The sequence below is a fragment of the Paraburkholderia sp. JHI2823 genome (genome assembly GCF_038900695.1).
GTDB lineage: Bacteria > Pseudomonadota > Gammaproteobacteria > Burkholderiales > Burkholderiaceae > Paraburkholderia > Paraburkholderia mimosarum.
Map to the genome: position 1 here is coordinate 320447 of NZ_JAYMRY010000001.1, position 24312 is coordinate 344758.

Consider the following 24312-nt stretch of genomic DNA (forward strand, 5'->3'; position numbering starts at 1 on the left):
TATGATTGCGATTGAACCCTCTTAGCCGATCAAATCCGGGCAAACGGGTGCAGACCTCCGCAACCGCCGCGCTGCCACACGATTCAGAGAGGCTTAAGATTGGTGGCCTACGCTTTGTCACCATAACGGAAACTGTGTGGCAGCCCGTTGAAACTCCGGGTCGGCGCACTTATCTTACGAGGGAGCGGACCGCGCACCTGCGCGCCCTCACTCACGCGTCTCACGCAAGGAGAAAGCATGAACGAGTATCCCTACAACTTCGGCCGCGGCGGCGCCGTCACTTCGGCCGAGACCCGCAACCGCGTACTGCGCAACACCTACTGGCTGCTCGCGCTGTCGATGGTGCCGACGGTGCTCGGCGCGTGGGTGGGCGTCGCGACCGGCTTCTCGCTCTTCGCCGCTACGAGCCCGGCCATGAGCCTGCTCGCATTCTTCGCGATCGCGTTTGGCTTCATGTTCGCCATCGAGCGCACCAAGAACAGCTCGGTGGGCGTGTTCGTGCTGCTCGGCTTCACGTTCTTCATGGGCTTGATGCTCTCGCGCCTGCTGTCGTTCATCCTCGGCTTTTCGAACGGCCCGTCGCTGATCATGCTCGCGTTCGGCGGCACCGGCATCATCTTCGCCACCATGGCCACGGTCGCCACCGTCAGCAAGCGCGACTTTTCGGGGCTCGGCAAGTGGCTATTCATGGGCGTGATCGTGATCCTGCTCGCCGGCGTCGCGAACGTGTTCCTGCAACTGCCCGCGCTGATGCTCACGGTGTCGGTGCTCGCGATCGCGATTTTCTCGGCGTACATGCTGTTCGACGTGCAGCGCGTCGTGAACGGCGGCGAGACGAATTACATCTCGGCCACGCTCGCGATCTACCTGGACCTGTACAACGTGTTCACGAACCTGCTCGCCATCCTCGGGATCTTCGGCGGCAATCGCAACTAAGGCTTAAGTGAGACCTCACTGGGCCGGATCGTTCGATACCGGCTTCCGCGAACACTTCGTCGAACAAAAAGCCCATGACTTTCGTCATGGGCTTTTTTTCGTTTGTTGACCTTCCGCGAACAAGCGGCGGCTCAGAGCGCAATCCAGTCGAAGCCCTCCGCTTGCGAAGCGACCCCGATTTGCGTCAGCGCATTGCCGAGGACCGCCGCGACGGCTGCGCGCGCGAGCACTGGCGTATTGTTCTGCTGGCTCAGATGCGCCGCGATGAGATGCCGCAGCTTCGCGCGATCGAGCCCCGCGAGGATGCCGCCTGCGGCCTCGTTGCTCAGGTGCCCATGCGACCCGCCGATGCGCGCCTTGAGCGACGCGGGATAGCGGCTCGTCGCGAGCATCTCGAGATCGTGATTGCATTCGAGCACGAGCGCATCGCAACCGCCGAGCACATTGCCGATGTGCGGCGTCGATTCGCCCACGTCGGTGAGCACGCCAAGCCGGCAAGCGCCGTCGCTGAACACGAACTGCAGGGGCTCGCGCGCATCGTGCGGCACCGTGTAAGGCAACACGGCGAGTTCCCCGATTTCGACGGTCTCGTCGCCCCACAACACATTTAGATCGACATCGGCGTCGTCGGCGCCCACGGCCTGCGCCGTACCCCAGCTCATGTACAGGGGAATCGACCAGCGGCGCGCCAGTGTGAGCGCGCTGCCGATATGGTCGCTGTGTTCGTGGGTAACGAGAATCGCGGTGAGAGAGTCGGCGGCCAGCCCCGCGCGCGCGAGGCGCCGCTCGACTTCCTTCGCTGAGAATCCGCAGTCGAGCAGCAAGCGCGTGGGCGTCGCGCCGCCCCCTGCTTCTACGACCAGTGCGTTGCCCTCGCTGCCGCTGCCGAGGCTCGCAAATCGCATATCAGCGCACGTCAGTTCAGCTGCGCGTGCAGGGCGGAGACGATCCGTTGCGCGTCGGACGAGGTGTCGATGCGGCCGTTCTGGTCCACCACGGCAACCTGGGTCGAATTGCCAGTCGCCCGCACCGCGACGAGGAATTCCGGACCCTGATCCTTCGCAGCCTTCTTCGGATTGTAGAAGAGCTTGCCGAGCAGACCGTCGCCCTTGAGTTCCTGCATCGAGTCCGCGTAACGCACGTAGTAGAGGCCCTTCTCGCGGTCGCGGTTGTCGACCGTGAAGTTCGTGCGGTCGAGCGCGAGACCCACGCGCAACCACGCGGTGTCGAACGCCTCGGGCAGATCGAGCGTCGTGCCGTCGGGACCCGCGGCGACCTTTACAGGCGCCGTAGCAGGACGCGCGTCGGTCAGCAGTTGTTTCGACTGGGCGTCGGTCAGACCGAACTTCTGCATGATCTTCGAGAGGAACGCCGCTTCGAGTGCCGGATCGCGCGGGCGCTCAACCCACTTGGACCCCGTCTTGTCCTGCCCCGTCAGCACTTCTTCCATCGCGTTATGCGTGATGGAAATATCGGTTTGACCGTCCGCGCCGCGCGAAACCAGCACGCGGAAGCGATCGCGCGTGCCCGACGAGTACGCGAAATCGATCACGCGTCCAATCGTACGACGGAACCAGTCGTCCGGAATATTGGCGCGGTTTTCGGCCCAGTCGGTCGTCATGATGCCCGTCGACGGCGAGTCGGTGGTCAGCGTAAAGCCGTTTTCGGTCCAGAATTCCTGCAACTGGGGCCAGACGTCGTCAGGCGTGCGGCCGTCCACCACGAGCCAGCGGCGGTTGCCGTCGCGCTCGACGTGCATGCCGAACGGGTCCTGCGAGTTCGGCACGCCGAGCGTGGCGTTGCCGGCCGGCGTGACCGTGCGCTGCGCTGCGCCACCGAGCGTGACCGTGGGCGGCGGCGCGACATACTTCTGGTCGCTCGGCGCCGACGAAAGGTCGTGCGGCACGTTCAGTGGCGGAGCAGTCGGCGTGTCCTTGTAATTGACGCGATCCGACGCGAACATGTCGTTCAGCGATTCGCAACCTGCGAGCGAGCCGAGGGCAACTGCCAGCACCGCCATGCGCGTTGCGTGGAGGGAAAAAGCGGAACGTTTCATGTGGACCTTCGTGATACGGGAACGCTGAGCCTTGCTCTGCCAGATCGTCCGTTGATGATCTGCCAGTGATTGGGCGGCTGGGCCGTGGCGGCGTCGGTTGAAAAAACGGCGACTGCGCTGAACGGATCAGCGAGCCAGACCGGCCTCGCGCAACGCGGCGCGCACCACGTCGTGGTAGCGCGCGTCGAGCGGCGTGAGCGGCAGACGGATGCCGCCTTCGATGCGGCCGAGTTCCTGCAGCGCCCACTTCACGGGAATCGGATTCGATTCGATGAACAGGTTCTTGTGCAGCGACAGCAACTTCATATGAATCGCGCGAGCGGTCTTTGCGTCGCCTGCGAGCGCGGCCTTGCACAGGTCGCTCATCTGGCGCGGCGCGACGTTCGCGGTCACCGAAATATTGCCGTGGCCGCCGAGCAGCATCAGCGCGATCGCCGTGGGGTCGTCGCCGCTGAAAATCTTGAAGCCGGCCGGCGCGTGCTTGATGAGATGCGCGGCGCGGTCGATGTTGCCCGTCGCTTCCTTCACCGCCACGATGCCCGGCACTTCGGCCAGACGCAGGATGGTCTCGTTCGCCATGTCCGCGACCGTACGGCCCGGCACGTTGTACAGAATGACCGGCAGGTCCACCGATTCCGCGATCTTCGCGAAATGGCGGTACATGCCTTCCTGGGTCGGCTTGTTGTAATAGGGCACGACCTGGAGCGACGCCTGCGCGCCGACTTCCTTCGCATGCTTCGTGAGTTCGATCGCCTCGGCGGTGGAATTGCCGCCGGCGCCCGCGATGATCGGCATGCGGCCCGCAGCGTGCTCGACCGCCGTCCTGATCATCAGGATGTGTTCTTCGACGTTCAGCGTGGCGGACTCCCCGCTCGTACCGACGACGACGAGGGCATCCGTCCCCTCTTCCACATGCCAGTCGATCAGTTTGCGGAATGCCGGCAGGTCGAGACTGCCGTCCTCATGCATGGGGGTGACGATCGCGGGAATGCTGCCTTGCAGCGTAATGCCGTCCTGAGTGCCGTTAGCCATGAAACGTCAGAAATGAGTCGGTTAAACCGCGATTGTAGCGGATTAGCCGGTCAGATCGTATCGCGCTACGGGTAGTACCTGGTTCTCAGGCACATTACCGGCGCTTTCGGGGGACAGTGAGGTCGATTTTTCGCGTACGGCGCAGATGCGCTGAATATACGCTTCGCGCGGCTGGGAGAGAAACCCGTCCTGGTAAGCAATGACGCGCAAGGACGGCGTAAAGCTGGCGAGCAGTTCGCCGGGAGCGAGCAGGAACGCGGGGTTCGACGGCTTGCCGACGGTCTCGTTGCCTTGCGCGAAGGTCTCGTAGAGGAGGACGCCGCCCGGCGCCAGCGCGTCGATGAGACGCGGCATGAGCGGCCGGTGCAGGTAGTTGGTGACGACCACGCCGGCAAAGCGAGCGTCGGCAGCCAGCGGCCAAGGTGCGCCTTCGAGGTCGCAGACCAACGTCTCGACGCCTGCCACGTCTTGCAGCGTAGCGAGCGCCGCGGCGTCGCGATCGAGTGCCGTGACCGGATGGCCCCGGCCGGCGAGCCAGCGCGCGTGCCGGCCCGAGCCCGCGGCGACGTCGAGTACCGCGCCGCCCGGTGCGATCAGATGCGCCCAGCGGCGCACCCAGCGCGAGGGCTCGGCGAGCCCAGCGTGTGGCAGCGAACCGCGGGCAGCTTCACAAGCCATCAGCTGTATGAGAGGCCCATGGCCTCGCGCACGTCGCGCATCGTCTCGTTGGCGAACTTGCGCGCCTTGTCGCAGCCGTCCGCGACAATCGCACGCAGCAGCGAAGGATCGTCCATATACTTCTGCGCGCGCTCGAGCATGGGCTGCTGCTCGCGCAGGATGCCCTCGATCACCGGCTGCTTGCACTCCAGACAGCCGATACCGGCCGAACGGCAGCCCTTCTGCACCCAGTCGTGCGTCGCTTCGTCCGTGTAGACCTGGTGCAGCTGCCACACCGGGCATTTGTCCGGATCGCCCGGATCGGTGCGGCGCACGCGCGCCGGGTCGGTCGGCATGGTGCGGACCTTCTTCGTGATCGACTCCGCGTCTTCGCGCAGGCCGATGGTGTTGCCGTACGACTTCGACATCTTCTGGCCGTCGAGGCCCGGCATGCGCGAGGCCTCGGTCAGCAGCACCTGCGGCTCCGGCAGGATGATCTTGCGCGAGCCTTCGAGATAGCCGAAAAGGCGCTCGCGATCGTTCATCGAGAGGCTTTGCGACTCCGAGAGCATTGCACGGGCCTGTTCGAGCGCTTCTTCATTGCCTTCCTGCTGGTAGGCATTGCGCAGCTCGTGATAGAGCTTCGAGCGCTTGCCGCCCAGCTTCTTCGCGGCTTCGTTGGCCTTTTCCTCGAAGCCCGGCTCGCGGCCGTACATGTAGTTGAAGCGGCGTGCCATTTCGCGCGCCATCTCGACGTGCGGCACCTGGTCCTCGCCCACCGGCACGAGCGACGCGCGGTACAGCAGGATGTCGGCGGCCATCAGCACCGGATAGCCGAGGAAGCCGTAAGTGCCGAGATCCTTGTCGCGCAGCTTCTCGATCTGCTCCTTGTAGGTCGGCACGCGTTCCAGCCACGATAGCGGCGTGCTCATGCCGAGCAGGAGCGCCAGTTCGGCGTGCTCGGGCACGCGGCTCTGGATGAAGAGCGTTGCCTGGTTCGGGTCGATGCCCGAAGCGAGCCAGTCGATCAGCACGTCCCAGACGTTCTTCTCGATGACCTCCGGCGTTTCGTAGTGCGTGGTGAGCGCATGCCAGTCGACCACGCAGAAGAAGCACGGGTACTCGGACTGCAGGCGCACCCAGTTTTTCAGCACGCCGTGATAGTGGCCGAGGTGCAGCGACCCGGTGGGCCGCATGCCGGAGAAGATACGGTCTGGGAACATGATGTTATGAAAAGAGCGACACAAGAGGGGTAAGGATGGCCGTGACCGCGTCGTAACCGAGACTCACGAGGGGGCGCAGCCAGAATCGCGTGAAGATGCCACTCACGAGCAACCCCATCACGATGATGAAACCATAGGGCTCGATACGGGCGAGCGCAATGCTCGCGCGCGTGGGCAGCAGCGCCCCGAGCACGCGGCCGCCGTCGAGCGGCGGCAGCGGAAAGAGGTTCAGCACGCCGAGCACGAGGTTCACGCCCACGCCGGCGGCGGCCATGCGCGTGAAGAACGGCTCGTCCACAGTGAGCACCGCCAGCGCCACGCCGAACACGCCCCACACGATGGCCTGCACGAAGTTGCACAGCGGCCCGGCCGCTGCGACCCACAGCGTGCCCCAGCGCGGATTGCGCAGGTTGCTGAAGGCGATGGGCACCGGCTTTGCGTAGCCGAACACGAACGCGCCATTCGTCAGGAAATACAGCACGAGCGGCATGGCGATGGTGCCGATCGGGTCGATGTGGCGCATCGGGTTGAACGACACGCGGCCGAGCACGTAGGCGGTGTTGTCGCCGAGCATGCGCGCGACGTAGCCATGCGCGGCTTCGTGCAGCGTGATCGCGAAGATGACCGGCAAGGCGTAGACGACGATCGTCTGAATCAGGTTGGCTTCCATGGCGGGCTATTGTATCAATGCGTCACTGCGCGCTGGCCGCGATTCATGCCGCTCATGTCTCTTCCTCCTCGATGCCGAACGGCGCCAGCGCGCCCCGCCCCGGCCGCACGAGCACCGGCTCTTCCCCGGTGAGGTCGATGACGGTGGAGGGTTCGCACGGACACGCCCCGCCGTCTATCACGAGATCGAGCTGCTTTTCGAGGCGCTCACGAATCTCCTCGGGATCGTTCAGGGGCTCGGTGTCGGGCGGCAGGATCAGCGTGGAGGCGAGCAGCGGCTCGCCGAGCGCTTCGAGGATCGCGAGCGGAATCGGGTGGCCCGGCACGCGCAGTCCTATGGTCTTGCGCGACGGATGAGAAAGGCGCCGGGGCACCTCCTTGGTCGCCACCAGCACGAACACATACGGGCCCGGCGTCACCGACTTGATGAGCCGGTACTGGCGGTTATCCACCATGGCGAAGTTCGCGAGTTCGGACAAATCTCGCACCATTAGCGAGAGCAGCGCCTTTTCGTCGAGGCCGCGGATGCGGCGCAGGCGCTCCGCTGCATGCTTGTCGTCGATGCGCGCGGCAAGCGCGTAGCTCGAATCCGTGGGCAGCGCGATCACCCCACCGTCGCGGATGATCTCGGCCGCTTGCTTGACGAGGCGCGGCTGTGGATTTTCTGGATGAAGCCGAAAAAACTGGGACATGGCAGTAGTCAGCTAACGATAGACGAACGGGTGACGACGGAAAAGACCGGCCTTACGCGCAAGACAGCAAGAGTCGAGCGAGAACGTCAAGCAAGAACCGGCGGCGGCCGGGCACTGCGATGGAGGGCTAAGCGGCCGCAAACCAGGTTCTGCCTGTTGAAACGCCTTGCGGCGGGCTGCCCGGCGGCAGGAGTGGCAAGGGGTCGAGGTTGTGGGCCGCGCGCCGTGCGCGGCCTAAAGCCATCGCTCCCAGACAGGCTTGAGATCGGAAGGAAGCGGCGGCAGCATGCCCGGCGCGATCGAGTCGTCCCCGGGGGCATGGAAATCCGAGCCGCGTGACGCCTCGAAACCAAAGCGCCTCGCGACCGCCGCATATTCGGCGTACTGGTCGGGCGTGTGGCTGCCCGTCACGACTTCGATCGCCTTGCCGCCCAGATCGATGAACTCGCCAAAGAGCGTGTCGAATTCGAGCTGCGTGTAGGCGTAGCGGCCAGGGTGGGCGATGATCGCCTCGCCGCCCGCGGCCTTGATCCACGATACGGCGTCGGCAAGCTTCGCCCAGCGGTGCGCAATGTAGCCGGGCTTGCCATCGCCGAGCCAGCGCGAAAACGCGTCCTGGGTGTTCTGTGCGCGGCCGCTTTCCACGAGAAAGCGCGCGAAATGCGTGCGCGAGATCAAATCGGGATTCGAAACATACCGGAGCGCGCCGGGGTAAGCGCCCGGAATGCCCAGCTCCGCGAGCCGCTCGCCCATCGCCTCCGCACGCGCCGCGCGGCCGTCACGCGTACGCGCAAGCCCCTCGACGAGCGCGGTGCACTCCGGATCCACATGCAGGCCGACGATGTGCACGGTACGCGACGCCCAGGTGACCGAAATCTCGACGCCGTTCAAATAGCGCATGCCGAGCGCCTCGGCCGTCTCGCGGGCTTCACGCTGACCGCCGAGCACGTCATGATCGGTCAGCGCCCACAGCGTCACGCCACCCGCCTTCGCCAGCCGCGCGACAGCAGCCGGGGCCAGTTGGCCGTCGGAGACAGTGGAGTGACAGTGGAGGTCGGCGTTCATTGCAGGCGGCAGAAGGATGAGCGCCTATTTTACTGCAATGCAGTGAAGTCGTCGGGCGGCCGCCGGAGCGCGGCGGGCGGGCGAAAGGGCACCCGGGCGAACCGTCGGTTGACCGCTCGTTTGGGCGCCCGACGCACCTGGCACTCAGGCGCAGAACGCCTCGATCAGGCGTGCGACTTCTTCCGGCTGATCGTGGTGCACCATGTGCCCCGCCCCGTCGACGATACGCTCGCGCCAGTCGGGAAACGCCTCGAAGCGTTTCTTGAATACGTCGATGGGCACCGCGCCCGCGAGCCGCGCGAGCGTCTCGGACCCGGCCGCTTCGACGTGCAACACTTTCGCGCTCACCTTCGACCAGATCGCCATCACCTCGTCGAGCTGGTACAGCAGCGGCCCGCGCATCTTGTGCGCCGGATCGCCGAGCAGCACGTAGCCGCCCTCGCCGTCCGGCTTCGACCAGTGCTTGGCGAGAAAACGCGCGCGTGGCGCGATCAGGCGGGGATTCGTCTTCACGAGCCGCGCGGCCACGGCGTCGAGCGACGCGTACGCGCGCAGTTGCGGCGGCGTGCGCACCGCGTCGAGCCACTCGCGCATCCGGCCGGGCGCCTGAGCCGGCGACGGAGCCGGCAGGCCGAAACCCTCGAGATCGACCACGCGCCGCACGCGCTCGGGCCGCACGCCCGCATACAGACAAACGATGTTGGCGCCCAGGCTGTGCCCGACGAGATCCACCTGGCCATTCGGCGCATAGTGCTCGAGCAGCGCGTCGAGATCGGCAAGGTAATCGGGGAACCAGTAGTTGCTGCCGCGGCCCTGTGCGACTGGCCAGTCCGACAGGCCGAAGCCGCGCAGGTCGGGCGCGATCACCTGCCAGTCGCCGCCGCGCGCACCCAGCGCGTCGACGACGAACTGGAATGACGCCGCCACATCCATCCACCCGTGCAGCATGAAGAGCATGGGTGCGTCCTCAGCGCCCCAGCGGCGCACATGCAGCCGGATGCCATTGACATCGACGAACTCGGATCGTGAGGGACTCATCTGCGCCGCCAGAAAAAGAATGATCGTTCGATTATATAAGCGCTCGGCAAGCCGCGTGGATCATTCGTTCGAGCGAGGCTCCGACGACTTCTGCGTGACGACGTGTTCGGCGGCGTCCTGGGCCGCGAGTGCATCGAGTTCGTCTTCGTCGAAGCCTGCCGAGCGGCGCGCCTCGAAGTTGAAGGGCCCGCGCATGCGTGGCGCCTGGTACTGCGCGGCTAGTGCGAGCCATGTCGCGTGGGGATCGAGGCCGCGCGCCCCGCACAGGTGGCGGAACCAGTGGTTGCCGATACGGACATGCCCTACTTCGTCGCGCAGGATGATGTCGAGGATCGCGGCCGATTCGATGTCGCCGGCCTGTTGCAGGCGTGCGCGAATGGGCGGCGAGGCGTCGAGGCCGCGCGCCTCCAGCACGCGCGGCACGAGCGCCATGCGGGCGAGCACGTCCGCGCTCGTGCGCTCGCACATCTCCCACAGGCCGTTGTGCGCGGGGAAGTCGCCGTAAGCATGGCCATGGTCGGCGAGTCGCGCTTGCAGCAGCGAGAAGTGATACGCCTCCTCGGCGGCGACCTTGAGCCAGTCGGCGTAGAACGCGTCGGGCATAGCGGCGAAGCGCCAGACCGCGTCGAGCGCGAGATTGATCGCGTTGAATTCGATGTGGGCCAACGCATGCAGCAGCACCACACGGCCCTGCGGCGTGCTCATGCTGCGGCGCCGCAGTTCGCGCGGTTCGACGAGTGGCGGCAGGGACGGGCGACCCGGCAGAGCCTCCGGCGTCGGGATGACGCGTTGGGGCTCCCACCGGACCTCACCGGCACTAGCCTGGGTTCGCGCGTGCAGCAGGCGCACCGCGTCGGCCTTGGCGATCGGGTCGCGCTCGCACAGAGCGTCGAGCGCGGCGAGGCGCCAGCAGGCAGGCTCGGCGCAGGAAGGCGCTTGATCGTCAGCCCTTGCGGGGGCGGCTGCGAAAACGGAATTCATCGGCGAAGGAAACAGGAGCGAAAACGAGGGCGAAATTGCCTGGCGCAAACGGCGCGAAGCGAGGCGTTCGCGCAACCGTTTACAATACGCGATTAACCTGCCCCGCGCCGCGGCCCCCGCTGCACGGCAACAGCAGGCCGGCAGCAGCCCCCGAAATTCACAGGAGACTCGACACCGTGGCCATCTACAAGCTAGGCGACGCCGCGCCGACCATTCACGAAAGCGTGTTCGTCGCGGACAACGCGACTGTCATCGGCAAGGTCGAACTGGCCGAAGACTCGAGCGTCTGGTTCGGCGCCACGCTGCGCGGCGACAACGAGCCGATCACGGTCGGCTCGCGCAGCAACGTGCAGGAAGGCGCGGTGCTGCACACGGACCCCGGCTACCCGCTCACACTCGAAGCGAACGTGACGGTCGGCCATCAGGCCATGCTGCACGGCTGCACGGTCAAGGAAGGCGCGCTGATCGGCATTCAGGCCGTGGTCTTGAATGGTGCGGTGATCGGCCGCAACTGTCTGGTTGGCGCGGGTGCGGTGGTCACGGAAGGCAAGGTGTTCCCCGACAACTCGCTGATTCTCGGCGCGCCGGCCAAAGTGGTGCGCGAGCTTACCGAAGCCGACATTGCCGGCCTCAAGCGCAACGCCGATGTCTACGCGCAGCGTCGTGAATATTTCAAGGCTCAGCTCGTGCGCATCGGCTGACCGGGCTGGGACGGCCGAGAGCCGCATGCTCTCGCCGTGCGCGACGCGGCCGTGCGGCCCCGATTGAAACGAAGGAAAAGATTGTGAACGACCAGTTGCAGAAATTCATGTTCAGCGCCGCTCCGGTGCGCGGTGAGATCGTCTCGTTGAGCAGTTCGTGGCAGGAAGTGCTCAAGCGCCGCCAGTATCCGGCGCCGGTGCGCACCGTGCTCGGCGAGATGATGGCGGCGTGCGCCCTGCTTTCGGCGAATCTCAAGTTCGAAGGCACGCTGATCATGCAGATCTTCGGCGACGGCCCGGTGAAGATGCTGGTCGTGCAGTGCGGGTCGGATCTGGCGATGCGCGCCACCGCGCGTCTCGGCGAAGATTTCACGGGCGCAAACGCCCTGCCGCTCGCCGACGAACTCACGTTCGCCGACCTCGTGAATCCGGACGGCCAGGGCCGCTGCGTGATCACGCTCGATCCCGCGAAGAAGCAGCCGGGCCAGCAGCCCTACCAGGGCATCGTGCCGCTGAACGGCGAAGACGGTCCGCTCAAGTCGATCGCCTCCGTGCTCGAGCATTACATGCATCACTCGGAGCAGCTCGACACGCGGCTGTGGCTGGCCGCCAACGACGAGCGCGCCGTCGGCATGCTGCTGCAGAAGCTGCCCGGCGACGGCGGCATCGTGCCGCACCAGGGCGAGCATGACCTCGATACCTGGGAGCGCGTCTGCACGCTCGGCGGGACGCTCGAGCGCGACGAAATGCTCAAGGAGGACGGCGAGACGCTGTTCCGCCGCCTCTTCTGGCAGGAGAACGTGCGCCACTTCGAGCCGCTCGCACCGCGCTTCCAGTGCTCGTGCTCGCGTGAGAAGGTGGGCGCGATGCTCAAGATGCTGGGCCGCGAGGAAGTCGATAGCGTGGTCGAGGAGCGGGGTCACGTCGAGATCCATTGCGACTACTGCAATCAGCGCTATGAGTTCGACCCCGTGGACGTCGCGCAACTTTTCGCGGTAACCGGGCTCTCGGAAAGCGTGAGCCCCGCAGCTGAGCGTCGCCACTGAGGGTATACCGGCGAGGGCGTACCGGCCGCCTCGCCATGGCCGGGGCGCCCACGCGGCCCGACAGGCGTTGTGCTGCCGCCATGCGCGGCAGCGCATCCACTACCTCAGGGAATCGAGTCGAACGCTGACCCACTCGCCGTCCGGGCATTGCTTAGGCGTCCGACAGATGGAGGGAAGCATGATCAATAGCAAACGCTTCGCGCGTCCGTTGCGCGACCGTGCGCCGCGCGTGAACGCCCTGGCCGCGCTCACGATGTTCGGCGTTGCCGTGACCGCCGTTACGCTCACGAGCGGCTGCACGATGGATCCTCCCGGACCTTCGCCCATCTTTAGTCGACTGCCCGCTGACCAGTCGGGCGTGGCCACGACGGCGCCGGCGCTCACGCCCGACGAACGGGCACGCTACGACGCGATCGACCGCCAGGTGCTCGCGGAGCAGGACCAGGCAATGGCCGCCGAGGCGGCCGCGCAAGCGTGGTCGCGTGCCTACGCGCCGCCAGTCACGGTGTTTGGGGGCTATTCCAGCGGCGGATGGGGCAGCGGCTGGGGCACGGGTATTGGCTACGGTTATCCTGGCTGGGGTTGGGGCTGGTAGCCACGCCGCGTCACGCGAAGCGCTATCCAACGCAAAAGGCGCGGATCGATGCCGCGCCTTTTGTTTTCCAGTACGCCGTCGGCTCTGCGCCCGCGCACCGTTTAGCCTGCCTTCTTCGCTTCCTTCGTGTGTCCGTGCTTCTTCTCAGGCACGCGTGAAACGGGGTTCGGCACCACCCTCACCGGCGCCGCCGACATCTGACCGCGCGTCGAGGTATTCGACGAACCGCTCGGCGTTGCCGGCGGCGTCTGGTTCGGCGAGACGAACTGCACGAAGACCTCGCTGTCCTTCACCATGCCCATCTCGTAGCGCGCGCGCTCCTCGACGGCTGCCGTGCCGTTCTGCAGATCCTGCACTTCGCCCGCAATGCGTTCATTGCGCAGTTTCTCGTCGTCGTTCTGCTTTTGCTGCTGCGTGAGTTGCTGCTCCAGTTCGTGGACACGCAGCCAGCCACCATGGCCCCACCACAGCGGATACTGAATCAGCACGAGCAGGATGATCAGAACGACAGTGACAAGCCGCATGAAAGGTGCCGGATAAATACACGCCGCCCTGCGCTAAACGCAGGGCGGCGGATAGATGACGAAGGGTGACAGCAAGGCCGCTGCCGGCGCAGGTTCCGCTTAGCGGAGGTTATAGAACGCCGACTTGCCCGGGTAGCTGGCGATATCACCGAGATCTTCCTCGATGCGCAGCAGCTGGTTGTACTTCGAGATGCGATCGCTGCGCGAGAGCGAGCCCGTCTTGATCTGGCCAGCATTGAGGCCGACGGCGATATCCGCGATCGTCGAGTCTTCGGTTTCGCCCGAGCGGTGCGAGATCACGGCCGTGTAACCGGCGCGCTTGGCCATCTCGATTGCCGCGAAGGTTTCCGTCAGCGTGCCGATCTGGTTGATCTTGATGAGGATCGAGTTGGCGATGCCCTTCTCGATACCTTCCTTGAGGATGCGCGTGTTGGTGACGAACAGGTCGTCGCCCACGAGCTGGACCTTCTTGCCGAGCTTGTCGGTCAGGAGCTTCCAGCCGGCCCAGTCGGACTCGTGCATGCCGTCTTCGATCGAGACGATCGGGAACTTGTCGGCAAGCGTTGCGAGGTAGTCGGCGAATTCGGCCGACGACAGTTGCAGGCCTTCGCCCGCGAGCTGGTACTTGCCGTCGTGATAGAACTCGCTGGCTGCGCAGTCGAGCGCGAGCAGGACGTCTTCACCGGCGCGATAGCCGGCCTTCTCGATGGCTTGCAGGATGGTCGAGAGGCATTCGTCGTTGCTGCCGAAGTTCGGTGCGAAGCCGCCTTCGTCGCCCACTGCCGTGCTCATGCCGCGATCCGAGAGGATCTTCTTGAGCGCGTGGAACACTTCCGCGCCGCAACGCAGCGCTTCGCGGAAGGTCGGCTGGCTCACCGGCACGATCATGAACTCCTGAATGTCGAGGCTGTTGTTCGCGTGCGCGCCGCCATTGACGATGTTCATCATCGGCACCGGCAGTTGCATTGCGCCCGAGCCGCCGAAGTAGCGGTACAGCGGCAGGCCGGCTTCTTCAGCGGCGGCCTTCGCGACGGCCATCGAAACGGCCAGCATGGCGTTCGCGCCCAGACGCGACTTGTTGTCCGTGCCGTCGAGTTCGAGCAGGGTCTTGTCGAGGAACGCTTGTTCCGACGCGTCGAGGCCCATGATCGCCTCGGAGATTTCGGTGTTGATGTGCTCGACGGCCTTGAGTACGCCCTTGCCGTTGTAGCGGCCGGCTTCGCCGTCGCGCAGTTCGATCGCTTCGCGCGAGCCCGTCGATGCGCCCGACGGCACCGCTGCGCGGCCCATCGTGCCCGATTCGAGCAGCACGTCGCATTCGACGGTGGGATTGCCGCGCGAATCCAGAATCTCGCGACCGATGATATCTACGATTGCACTCATGGTTTCCTCAGGAAATGACAGTAATTCTTGCGCGTACCTGCGCCGCCTGCTGCATTTGCCCCCGAGGCACAGTTTCTATGCTCGTTCGGGGCACACCGTCACATGGGACAGGCGGCGCGATCGCCAGGTTCAACTTGCCGCAGCGCGATGGTCATGTTCGCATGCCCGATCGGCTGCCACGCTGCCTTGTACATCGAACGCGGCGCGCTCGCCCCACCGCGTACAGCATGATGGCGTTTGGCGACATCTGCTGTGCGCACGGGCCTGCGCCGCGCTGCTCCTCCATCGCGCCGCTCATGCAATCGAAGCGGCGCGCAACTGCTTCACTACGCGTACTGCGCGGGACCTGCTTGCGCTCAGTTGAAGTCGCTTTCGAGGAACGGCGTGCGCTTGACCGCCTGGTCGAGCGTCACGAGCGTTTCCAGCAGCTCGGCCATGCGGTTCAGCGGCACGGCATTCGGGCCATCCGACTTCGCCTGTGCGGGGTTCGGGTGCGTTTCCATGAAAAGACCCGCCACACCCGTGGCCACGGCTGCGCGCGCGAGCACCGGCACGAATTCGCGCTGACCGCCCGAGCTCGTACCCTGGCCGCCCGGCAGCTGCACCGAGTGGGTCACGTCCATCACGACCGGTGCGCCGGTCTCGCGCATGATCGCGAGCGAGCGCATGTCCGAGACGAGGTTGTTGTAACCGAACGAAACACCGCGCTCGCAGGCGAGGAAGCGGTCTTCGGAAAGACCCGCTTCGCGCGCGGCATCGCGCGCCTTGTCGATCACGTTCTTCATGTCGTGCGGCGCGAGAAACTGGCCTTTCTTGATATTGACCGGTTTGCCCGAGCGTGCGCACGCGTGGATGAAGTCGGTCTGGCGGCACAGGAACGCCGGTGTCTGCAGGACGTCCACGACCGAGGCGACCGGCCCGATCTCCTCTTCCGTGTGCACGTCGGTCAGCACGGGCAGGCCGAGCTGGCGCTTCACTTCGGAGAGGATGCGCAGACCCTCGTCCATCCCGAGGCCGCGAAACGACTTGCCGCTCGAACGATTGGCCTTGTCGTAGGACGACTTGTAGATGAACGGAATGCCGAGCTTCGACGTGATTTCCTTCAGGCGGCCCGCGGTGTCGATCGTCATCTGTTCAGATTCGACGACACAGGTGCCCGCGATCAGGAAGAACGGCTTGGTGAGGCCAACTTCGAAACCGCACAGATTCATGCTTTCTCCTCGGCGCGCGCCTGCTGGTGCGCGACCGCTGCTTCGACATACGCCTTGAAGAGCGGATGGCCGTCGCGCGGCGTGGACGTGAATTCCGGATGGAACTGGACGCCGACGAACCACGGGTGCATATCGCGCGGCAGCTCCATCATCTCGGGCAGGTCCTCGGTAGGCGTACGGGCGCTGATGATAAGGCCGCCGGCTTCGAGCTTGGGCACGTAGCCGTTATTGACTTCATAACGATGGCGATGGCGCTCGTTGACGTCCTTGCCATAGATCTCTGCCGCGAGGGTGCCCGGCTTGATCGGGCAGCGCTGCGAGCCCAGGCGCATCGTGCCGCCGAGGTCCGAGTCTTCGGAACGCTTCTCGACCTTGCCTTCGCGGTCGGCCCATTCGGTGATGAGCGCGACGACGCGGTCCGGCGTGTCCGGATCGAATTCCGTGCTGTTCGCGTGCTTCAGGCCCACCACGTCGCGCGCGAATTCGATCACGGCGAGCTGCATGCCGAGGCAGATGCCGAGGTACGGCACCTTCGCTTCGCGGGCGTACTGGATCGCCTTGATCTTGCCTTCGGTGCCGCGACGGCCGAAACCGCCCGGCACGAGAATCGCGTCGAGATGCTTGAGGCTCTCGACACCTTCTTCGTCGATCTGCTCGGAATCGATGTACTCGATGTTGACCTTCGCCGAGGTCTTGATCGACGCGTGGCGCAGCGCCTCGATGAGCGACTTGTACGATTCGGTGAGGTCGACGTACTTGCCGACCATGCCGATCGTCACTTCGTGCTTCGGATGCTCGAGCTTCTCGACCATTTCCGCCCAGATCGACAGATCGGCGGGCTTGGCGGAAAGCTTCAGTTCGTCGCAGACGATCGAGTCGAGGCCCTGGTCGTGCAGCATCTGCGGAATCTTGTAGATGCTGTCGGCGTCCCACACCGAGATCACGGCGTCTTCCGGGACGTTCGAGAACATCGAGATCTTCGCGCGCTCGTCGTCGGGAATACGGCGGTCGGCGCGGCACAGCAGCACGTTCGGATAGATACCGATTTCGCGCAGCTTCTGCACGCTATGCTGCGTGGGCTTGGTCTTGAGCTCACCCGCCGTGGCGATGAACGGCACGAGCGTGAGGTGCACGAAGCACGCGCTGTTGCGGCCGAGGCGCAGGCTCATCTGACGCGCGGCTTCGAGGAACGGCAGCGATTCGATGTCGCCCACCGTGCCGCCGACTTCGACGATCGCGACATCCGGCTCCCCGCACGTCGCCGATGCGGCGCCGCGCTCGATGAACGCCTGGATCTCGTTGGTGATGTGCGGAATGACCTGCACGGTCTTGCCCAGATAATCGCCGCGGCGCTCCTTGCGGATCACCGATTCGTAGATCTGGCCCGTCGTGAAGTTGTTGGCCTTGCGCATCTTCGTGGTGATGAAGCGCTCATAGTGGCCGAGGTCGAGGTCGGTTTCCGCTCCGTCTTCCGTCACGAACACTTCGCCGTGCTGAAACGGGCTCATCGTGCCGGGGTCGACGTTGATGTAGGGATCGAGTTTGAGGAGGGTGACTTTCAGACCGCGCGATTCGAGGATCGCGGCGAGGGAGGCGGCGGCAATACCCTTGCCAAGGGAGGAAACTACGCCGCCGGTGACGAAAACATATTTGGTCATCGCTGGATGCTCGCGGGAAAAACGGATTATACCTGAAAGCAAGGGCTAACCCTGAATTTTGAGCGAGCGCGGCGCGGGTCGAATGCGTTGCGCCCCGCTCTCCCCCGCGCCGCCCCAGCAGCGCCGAATATCGATGGCTCAGGCTCCGTTTTCCATCGCGTAAAGCATGCGTTGCACCGCACGGGCAGTCTCGATCGGGCGCTCCATGGGATACAGATGGCTGCCCTCGATCCATTCGAAACGCTCGCCTGCAATGCGCCGCGTCGCCGCGAGTCCGACCTGACGGACTTCCCGCGATTGCGTGCCCGCGACGAAGCTCACCGGCACCGCCGAGCCGTGCACGAGCCGCGCGCCGAGCGTGTGCGGCAGCGTTCGGTAGATCATGTATTCGGTGTGGCGATCGAAGGCGAGCGTGCGGCCGCCCTCGGATGACGTCTGAGGAATGCCGAAGTCGATATAGTCGGACAGCACGCGCTCGTCCCAGCGCGCGAATGCGGCCTTCGAATGGAAATGCCGCCATGCCTCGTCGCGGCTCGCCCAGCTCGTGCGGCGCCTGCGCGTGGCGGCGGCGGGCGACAGGCGCTCGTCGAGACCGGTCCACTGCGATATGCGCAGCATGCTGCTGCGCCAGCCGGCGATCACGGGAGAATCGAGCATCACGACGCCCTTGACCCACTGCGGCTTCTTCAGCGCGGCCATCAGCGAGAGATAGCCGCCGAGCGAATGTCCGACGAGCCACACCGGATCCTCATAGGTACGTCCGATATCGTCCAGCAGTTGCTCGACGAGATGCGGCCAGTCGCGCGTGACAGGAAAGCGTGGGTCATGGCCGATCCGCTCGATGTAGCGCAGTTCGTAGTTGTCGGCCAGTTCGGCGAAGAACGTGCGATACGTCGAGGCCGGAAAGCCGTTCGCGTGCGAGAAATGGATGACGTTTTTCAAAGGCGGCTTGTCTCTCTATCTTGTTGATGTCTTTCGTTCGCGCTTCTGAGTTCTCACGTCGCATTGCCATCGGCCAGGCGCATCAGTCTCGCGTCGACGCGTCCATCCAATACCGCCGCTGCGTATCGCGAAAGCGCTCGACGGCGAGTGCGCCCGGGCGCGCATCGACGCGCGCCGCGCCGTCCGCGTCGCTACGCGCAAGCTCGATGCGGCGAGCCAGGTAGCGGGTGTAGACGCCCGGATACGGGTGATGAAAGCGATTCAAATAGCCTACCTGAAATATCGCGACGAGCGGCCAGACAGAGTCGAGGAACGGTTCAGTCGAAGAAGTGCGGCTACCGTGATGCGGCACGATCAGCACCTGCGCGCGCAGCCGCCCGGGATCGCGCGCCACGAGCGTGCGCTCGACGCCCGCCTCGATGTCCGCGGCGATCAGGGCGGAAACCGGTGCGCGCGGCGTCTCGAACGCGTCGCTCGCCGCGGTGGTCACCCGCAGGACGCAGCAATGCCCATTGGGTTTGCCCGTGAGCGGGCCGGCATCGGGCCACAGCACCTCGAAATCGACGCCGTCCCACTGCCAGCGCTGGCCTGCGGCGCATTGCACGGTCTGCGCACCCTTTGCGCGGGCGCTGACCCACAGCGGATGCGCGGGCAGAATGCCCGCCGCGAACTCGCCCACGTCGATCGAATCGAGCACGGCCTGTGCGCCGCCCGAATGATCGGAATCGTCGTGGCTGATCATGAGCGTATCGAGCCGCGCGATGCCGTGCGCCTGCAGAAACGGCACGACGATGCGCTCGCCCGCCTGTGTCGATTCCGGGCCGGGCCCCGCATCGAAGAGCAACGTATGCCGCGCCGTTTCGACCAGCACCGAGGTGCCCTGCCCGATGTCGAGCGCGGTGAGCCGGAACTGGCCCGGTAGCGGCCCCGTCGGCGCAGGCATGAGAAGCGGCAGCCAGGTGAATGGCGCGAGCCAGCGCATCGGCCAGCCGCGCGGCGCGAGGCACCAGGCGACGCCCACAGCCGCGCAGCCGAGTGCCCATGAGCCTGGCTGCGGCAATCGCAATACCGCCCACGGCAGACCTTCGAGAGCGCGCAGCACCTCGGCGAGCCAGTCGAGGCAGGTATGCGCCGCGCGCAACGCGACGGCGTCGAGGGGTGCCGGCAGCGCCGCACTCCCGATGACGAGCGGCGTGACGAGCATGCTCACGCAGGGAATCGCAAAAGCGTTGGCGAACGGGCCGATCAGTGGGATCTGCGCGAACCAGTACGCCGTGAGCGGGGCAAGCGCCAGCGTCACGGCCCATTGCACACGTGCGCTATCGCCCGCGCGCGCGGCAATCCTTCGCGCGGCACCGGGCCAACCGCCGCCCGGCACCACGGCGGCGGCGAGACGACGGAGCCAGCGCTGGCGCTCCTTTGGTTCGGCTCGATCGTGCATTGGATCGAGCTCGTCGACGGACAGCGCCTGCGACGCGTCCTTGCTCAGGCGCGGCACCCCGGTCGCCGCGAAAAGAATCGCCGCGACCGCGCAAAACGAGAGCCAGAATCCGGCCGCCGTCACGGCCCAGGGATCGCGCAGCAGCACGAGACCCAGCGCCCACGCGAGCACATGCGATCGCGCAACCTCCCGCCCGGCGAATAGTGCGAGCGCCACGACTGCAAGCATCCAGAGCGCACGCTGCACGGGTACGTTGAAACCGGCGAGCGCCGCGTAAATCCCGGCCGCGATCAGCGCGCCCGCCACCGCGGCTTTCTGCGCAGGCATCAGGAGCGGCGCCTCGACACCGCGCCAGCGGGCGCGCCGCCAGAGCGCGCCCGCCAGCCAGCCTGCAAGCCCTGCGACGAACGCGAGATGCAACCCGGAAATCGCCACCAGATGACTCGTGCCCGTATTGCGCATGAGGCGCCAGTCCGCGTCGCTCACCGAGTCTTGTGCTCCGGTTGCCAGCGCGATGACGATGCCGCGATGGGGAGCGTCGCCAAGCACAGCGTCGATGCGCGAGCGCAGCGCAGCGCGAGCGCGCTCGATACGCACGCCCACGCCCGATTCATCAACGGGAAGACGGGTGGCGCGCGCCGGATCGCTCACATAGCCCGTGGCGCGCACACCCCGCGCGAGCAAGGCGGCTTCCGTGTCGCGCAAGCCGAAGTTGCCGTTGCCGTGAGGACGCTTGAGGCGCACGGGCAGACGCCAGCGTGAGCCGGGCACGAGCGGCGGCAGCGGCGTCTCGCGCGGCACCCAGGACAGCTGGATCAAACGCGGAAGCGATGCGGCGGGCATCGATGCATGGGGGCCGCCCCAGGATTCAACGCGAAAGAGAAAGCTCGCCCCATTCGCGCCATAGGAAGGCAAGCTCGAGATATAGCCGCTGACGTCCAGATCGCGCGCCTGCCAGGCAGCGGGAAGCGCCTCTGCAAGCCGCAACTCGGCGCGCCACGAGGCGTAACCCACCCCTGCGCAGCCCCCCGCGAGCCACACCGCGGCCCAGCCGCTGACGACACGCCAGCGCCGCCCGTCGCCTCGCCCGAGTGCCCAGGTCGCCCATCCGGCAGCGAATGTGGTTGCCAGCACGAGCCCAGTCCACACGCCCCAGCCCGGCAATGCAGTCTGCCGCTGCAATACGATCACGCCCAGCGCAAACCCGCACCAAATGACTCGCATCCTGCCTCCTCGCAACGAGGGGGCCTGATGTACGAACTGACACGAACTGCCACGAAACGAACGAACTTGCACCAGCCGCGCGACGCGCCCGGATCACGTCGATCGCGCCGCGGCACGCATGCCGCGCACGCCACCACGCCACCCTCTGGCAACGATTATGCAGACGAAAGCGCGAGCCGAGGCAGCGCAGCCGCCGCGTTAGCCGTCGTGCCAAGAGCAAGTTCCCCGACGCTCAGGCCGCGCAAGCCCGCGAGCACAGCGCCGATGCCAGGCACCTGGTCGGGCGTGTTGCGTTTGCGGTAGAGCCATGCCGGCGAGATGTCGGGAGCATCGGTTTCCATGACGATCGACTCGAGCGGCAACTGCTCCGCAAGACGCCGGATCTGCAACGCGCGCTCGAACGTGACGTTGCCGCCGAAGCCCAGATGCATACCTTGGTCGATGAACGCGCGCGCCTGCTGAAAGCTCCCGTTGAACGCGTGCGCAATGCCGCTCGTCACGCCATTGCGCCGCAGGCCTTTCAGGACCTGATCCTGCGACTTGCGCACATGGCAGATCGCCGGCAAGCCGAACTCGCGCGCAAGGCGCAGCTGGGCATCGTAGAAGTGCTGCTGGCGCGCAGGGTCGAGGCCCGCAACGAAGTAATCCAGCCCGATCTCGCCGATGCCGACGAAGCGTGGATCGGCGAGACTCGCCTCGACTTCGCGCCGCAGCACTTCGAGGTCTTCGTCGTGCGCCTGCGGCGTATAGAGCGGATGGATGCCGAGCGCGTAGACCGCGCCCGCGGTGCGGTGCGCGAGCGCTCGAACCACCGCGAAATTCTCGCGCCCCACCGCCGGTATGACGATGCGCGACACGCCCGCCGCGTGCGCGGCCGACGCGACCGCGTCGCGGTCCGCGTCGAACTCGGCCGCGTCGAGATGGCAGTGGGTGTCGATCCACATGGCGTTCGTTCGCCGCGCGACTCAGACCGGCACGACCGGCTCTTCGTGCAACCTGCCGTCGCGCAGGCGCACGATGCGGTCGCAACGCGCAGCCAGATCGGGATCGTGCGTGACGATCACGAAGCTCGTGTCGAACTGGTCGGAAAGCTCGAGCATGAGATTGAAGACCGTGTCCGCGGTCGCGCCGTCGAGGTTGCCCGTGGGCTCGTCGGCCAGCACGCAGGCGGGCTTCGTCACGAGTGCGCGCGCGATCGCCACGCGCTGGCGCTCGCCGCCCGAAAGCTCACCCGGCCGGTTGCGCGCGCGATGCGCGAGGCCCACGCGCTCCAGTATCGTCATTGCCTCGGCGCGCGCGGCTTCCTGCGTCATGCGGCGAATGCGCAGCGGCATCGCCACGTTGTCGAGCGCCGAGAACTCGGGCAGCAAATGATGGAACTGATACACGAAGCCGAGCGCGCGATTGCGCAACTCGTTGCGCTCGCGCTCGGAAAGCTCCGTGAACGGCTTGCCGAGCACCGAGACCTTGCCAGCGCCCGGCTCGTCGAGGCCGCCGAGCACGTGCAGCAGCGTGCTCTTGCCCGAGCCCGAAGCGCCCACGACCGCGAGCTTCTCGCCGCGCTTCACCTTGAGTTCCGTGTCGTGCAGCACCTGCACGGCGAGCGCGCCCTGGCCGAACACCTTCGAAACGCCCTGTGCCTCGAGCACGTACGGATAGTCGCCGGCCGCGGCGACGAACGATTGACGGTCATTCATAGCGCAGCGCCTCCGCGGGACGAACCTTGGCCGCGCGCCAGCTCGGATAGAGCGTGGCGAGCGCGGACAGCACGAACGCGATCACGCCGATGCGGATCACGTCGGAAGCCACGAGTTCGGAAGGCAGCTCGCTGATGAAATACACGGATGGCGGCAGGAACTGGATGCCGAGCAGATGCTCGATTGCCGGCACGCTCCACGGAATGCTCCAGGCGATCAGACAGCCCAGTGCGATGCCGAGGCCGGTGCCCACGAAGCCGATCGTCACGCCCTGCACGACGAAAATCTTCATGATCGAGCCCGGCTGTGCGCCGAGCGTGCGCAGGATGGCGATATCGGCCTGCTTGTTGGTGACGGTCATGACGAGAGACGAAACGAGATTGAACGCGGCGACCGCGATGATCAACGTGAGGATGATGAACATCATGCGCTTTTCGATCTGCACGGCCGAGAACCACGTCTTGTTCTGCTGCGTCCAGTCGCGGATATAGAGGTCCCCGGAGAGCGTGTGCACGAGCTGGCGCGCCACCGCCGGCGCGCGCTGCATGTCCTTCAGGCGCAGGCGCACGCCGCTTGGCGCGCCAAGTCGATAGAGCACCTCGGCGTCGCGGATGTTGGTCAGTGCGAGCGAGCTGTCGTACTCGTAGTGGCCCGACTCGAACACGCCCACCACGGTGAACTGCTTCAGACGCGGCAGCATGCCGGCCGGCGTAATCGAGCCCTCGGGCGCGACGAGCGTGACCTTGTCGCCCACCGTCACGCCGAGGTTCACGGCGAGGTCCGCGCCGAGCACGATGCCGAAGCTGCCGGGCGTGAGGTCGTTAAGACTGCCCGCCTTCATCTCCCGGCCGATGTCCGAGACCTGCGGCTCTTCGGAGGGCTCGATGCCGCGCAGCGCCACGCCGTTCACGCTGTCGCCGCGCGTGAGCAGCGCCTGGGCGTCCACATAGGGCGCCGCGCCGATCACTTCGGGATTGGACTTCGCTTCCTTCGCGGTGAGCTGCCAGTCGGGCATCGTGCCCGTAGGCGAAAAGATTTCGATGTGCGCAAGCACGGAGAGCATGCGGTCGCGCACGTCGCGCTGGAAGCCGTTCATCACCGAGAGCACGACGATCAGCGCCGCGACGCCGAGCGCGATGCCCGACATCGAAACGAGCGCGATGAACGAGATAAAACCGTTGCCGGTCGTGCGTTTGCCGGCGCGGGTGTAGCGCCAGCCTATCTGCCATTCGTAGGGAAGTTTCAAGCGAATCCTTTTTGCGTCTTCGTTGCGCTGCTGCGGCCTCTGGCGGCGCGCCCTCTGGCGGCGCGCCCTCTGGCGGTGCGCCCTCTGGCGGTGCGCCCTCTGGAGGCGTGATGGCCGCGGGGCCAGTGCAGCGTAGCCGGAAGAATTTCGTGCCCGGCCGGGCGGCGATCAAGCGCGAAGTTTGCCATACTGGCGGCGCTTCACGGACTTTGGCACGGACTTTTGCGGTGACTTCCATCGCCCGCTCAGGGCTTCAACGACGTTTTGTCCGCGCTTTGTCCCATGCCGCGCCCGA

General features: G+C 65.8%; 23 protein-coding genes. 4 read left to right on the forward strand and 19 right to left on the reverse strand.

Going from position 1 to position 24312, the window contains the following annotated elements; genetic code table 11:
• The first annotated feature begins 237 nt into the window (after window positions 1–237).
• Window positions 238–936, forward strand: coding sequence for a Bax inhibitor-1/YccA family protein (locus VSR34_RS01580; protein WP_028210037.1), 699 nt, complete (start codon window positions 238–240; stop codon window positions 934–936).
• 131 nt (window positions 937–1067) lie between these two features.
• Here VSR34_RS01580 and VSR34_RS01585 read toward each other — a convergent pair whose 3' ends face one another.
• From VSR34_RS01585 to VSR34_RS01630, 10 genes are all read right to left on the reverse strand, one after another.
• On the reverse strand, window positions 1068–1841 hold the full coding sequence (locus VSR34_RS01585) for an MBL fold metallo-hydrolase (RefSeq protein ID WP_342961702.1): 774 nt from the start codon (window positions 1839–1841) through the stop codon (window positions 1068–1070).
• Between the two features lie 11 nt (window positions 1842–1852).
• On the reverse strand, window positions 1853–2992 hold the full coding sequence (gene bamC, locus VSR34_RS01590; protein WP_028210039.1) for an outer membrane protein assembly factor BamC: 1140 nt from the start codon (window positions 2990–2992) through the stop codon (window positions 1853–1855).
• Between the two features lie 126 nt (window positions 2993–3118).
• Window positions 3119–4024 (reverse strand): 4-hydroxy-tetrahydrodipicolinate synthase, encoded by a 906-nt coding sequence (gene dapA / locus VSR34_RS01595; protein ID WP_342961703.1) that lies wholly within the window; start codon window positions 4022–4024, stop codon window positions 3119–3121.
• Between the two features lie 42 nt (window positions 4025–4066).
• Complete coding sequence (locus tag VSR34_RS01600; RefSeq protein ID WP_342961704.1) at window positions 4067–4702, reverse strand: methyltransferase domain-containing protein; 636 nt, start codon at window positions 4700–4702, stop codon at window positions 4067–4069.
• Entirely contained in the window at window positions 4702–5904 is a 1203-nt protein-coding gene (locus VSR34_RS01605; protein WP_028210041.1) for a tryptophan--tRNA ligase, read from the reverse strand. Before VSR34_RS01605 ends, VSR34_RS01600 begins: the two co-directional genes overlap by 1 nt.
• Window positions 5905–5908: 4 nt before the next feature.
• A complete protein-coding gene (locus VSR34_RS01610) occupies window positions 5909–6574 on the reverse strand; it encodes a site-2 protease family protein (RefSeq protein WP_028210042.1) in 666 nt (221 codons plus the stop codon).
• 52 nt (window positions 6575–6626) lie between these two features.
• Window positions 6627–7265 (reverse strand): L-threonylcarbamoyladenylate synthase, encoded by a 639-nt coding sequence (locus VSR34_RS01615; protein WP_028210043.1) that lies wholly within the window; start codon window positions 7263–7265, stop codon window positions 6627–6629.
• A gap of 234 nt (window positions 7266–7499) precedes the next feature.
• Window positions 7500–8330, reverse strand: coding sequence for a 3',5'-nucleoside bisphosphate phosphatase (locus VSR34_RS01620; protein ID WP_342961705.1), 831 nt, complete (start codon window positions 8328–8330; stop codon window positions 7500–7502).
• 144 nt (window positions 8331–8474) lie between these two features.
• Window positions 8475–9368, reverse strand: coding sequence for an alpha/beta hydrolase (locus VSR34_RS01625; protein ID WP_342961706.1), 894 nt, complete (start codon window positions 9366–9368; stop codon window positions 8475–8477).
• 60 nt (window positions 9369–9428) lie between these two features.
• Window positions 9429–10349, reverse strand: a complete 921-nt coding sequence (locus tag VSR34_RS01630) for a ferritin-like domain-containing protein (RefSeq protein WP_342961707.1) — start codon at window positions 10347–10349, stop codon at window positions 9429–9431.
• A 176-nt stretch (window positions 10350–10525) separates the two neighbouring features.
• On the opposite strand from VSR34_RS01630, the gene VSR34_RS01635 reads away from it, so the two are divergent.
• The 3 genes from VSR34_RS01635 (at window position 10526) to VSR34_RS01645 (ending at window position 12691) form a co-directional block, all read left to right on the forward strand.
• Complete coding sequence (locus tag VSR34_RS01635; RefSeq protein WP_028210046.1) at window positions 10526–11050, forward strand: gamma carbonic anhydrase family protein; 525 nt, start codon at window positions 10526–10528, stop codon at window positions 11048–11050.
• 83 nt (window positions 11051–11133) lie between these two features.
• Window positions 11134–12096: an Hsp33 family molecular chaperone HslO gene (gene hslO / locus VSR34_RS01640; RefSeq protein WP_028230464.1), complete on the forward strand. Its 963-nt coding sequence runs from the start codon at window positions 11134–11136 to the stop codon at window positions 12094–12096.
• 253 nt (window positions 12097–12349) lie between these two features.
• Window positions 12350–12691, forward strand: a complete 342-nt coding sequence (locus VSR34_RS01645) for a hypothetical protein (RefSeq protein WP_342961775.1) — start codon at window positions 12350–12352, stop codon at window positions 12689–12691.
• A gap of 101 nt (window positions 12692–12792) precedes the next feature.
• Here the strand turns inward: VSR34_RS01645 and ftsB are convergent, their stop codons facing one another.
• From ftsB to VSR34_RS01690, 9 genes are all read right to left on the reverse strand, one after another.
• Complete coding sequence (gene ftsB / locus VSR34_RS01650) at window positions 12793–13215, reverse strand: cell division protein FtsB (RefSeq protein WP_028210049.1); 423 nt, start codon at window positions 13213–13215, stop codon at window positions 12793–12795.
• Window positions 13216–13314: 99 nt separating this feature from the next.
• Window positions 13315–14598, reverse strand: a complete 1284-nt coding sequence (eno, locus tag VSR34_RS01655) for a phosphopyruvate hydratase (protein WP_028216897.1) — start codon at window positions 14596–14598, stop codon at window positions 13315–13317.
• Window positions 14599–14954: 356 nt separating this feature from the next.
• Entirely contained in the window at window positions 14955–15809 is an 855-nt protein-coding gene (gene kdsA, locus VSR34_RS01660) for a 3-deoxy-8-phosphooctulonate synthase (RefSeq protein WP_028210051.1), read from the reverse strand.
• Complete coding sequence (locus VSR34_RS01665; protein ID WP_028210052.1) at window positions 15806–17467, reverse strand: CTP synthase; 1662 nt, start codon at window positions 17465–17467, stop codon at window positions 15806–15808. Before VSR34_RS01665 ends, kdsA begins: the two co-directional genes overlap by 4 nt.
• 138 nt (window positions 17468–17605) lie before the next feature.
• Window positions 17606–18409 carry an alpha/beta hydrolase gene (locus tag VSR34_RS01670; protein WP_342961708.1) on the reverse strand — a complete coding sequence of 268 codons (804 nt, stop codon included), beginning with the start codon at window positions 18407–18409 and terminating at the stop codon, window positions 17606–17608.
• Window positions 18410–18491: 82 nt separating this feature from the next.
• A complete protein-coding gene (locus VSR34_RS01675) occupies window positions 18492–21074 on the reverse strand; it encodes a ComEC/Rec2 family competence protein (RefSeq protein WP_342961709.1) in 2583 nt (860 codons plus the stop codon).
• A 155-nt stretch (window positions 21075–21229) separates the two neighbouring features.
• Window positions 21230–22018, reverse strand: a complete 789-nt coding sequence (locus VSR34_RS01680) for a TatD family hydrolase (protein ID WP_342961710.1) — start codon at window positions 22016–22018, stop codon at window positions 21230–21232.
• Between the two features lie 21 nt (window positions 22019–22039).
• Entirely contained in the window at window positions 22040–22771 is a 732-nt protein-coding gene (gene lolD / locus VSR34_RS01685) for a lipoprotein-releasing ABC transporter ATP-binding protein LolD (protein WP_028210056.1), read from the reverse strand.
• On the reverse strand, window positions 22764–24017 hold the full coding sequence (locus tag VSR34_RS01690) for a lipoprotein-releasing ABC transporter permease subunit (RefSeq protein ID WP_028210057.1): 1254 nt from the start codon (window positions 24015–24017) through the stop codon (window positions 22764–22766). The genes lolD and VSR34_RS01690 overlap by 8 nt, the downstream gene beginning before the upstream one ends.
• Between the last annotated feature and the right edge of the window lie 295 nt (window positions 24018–24312).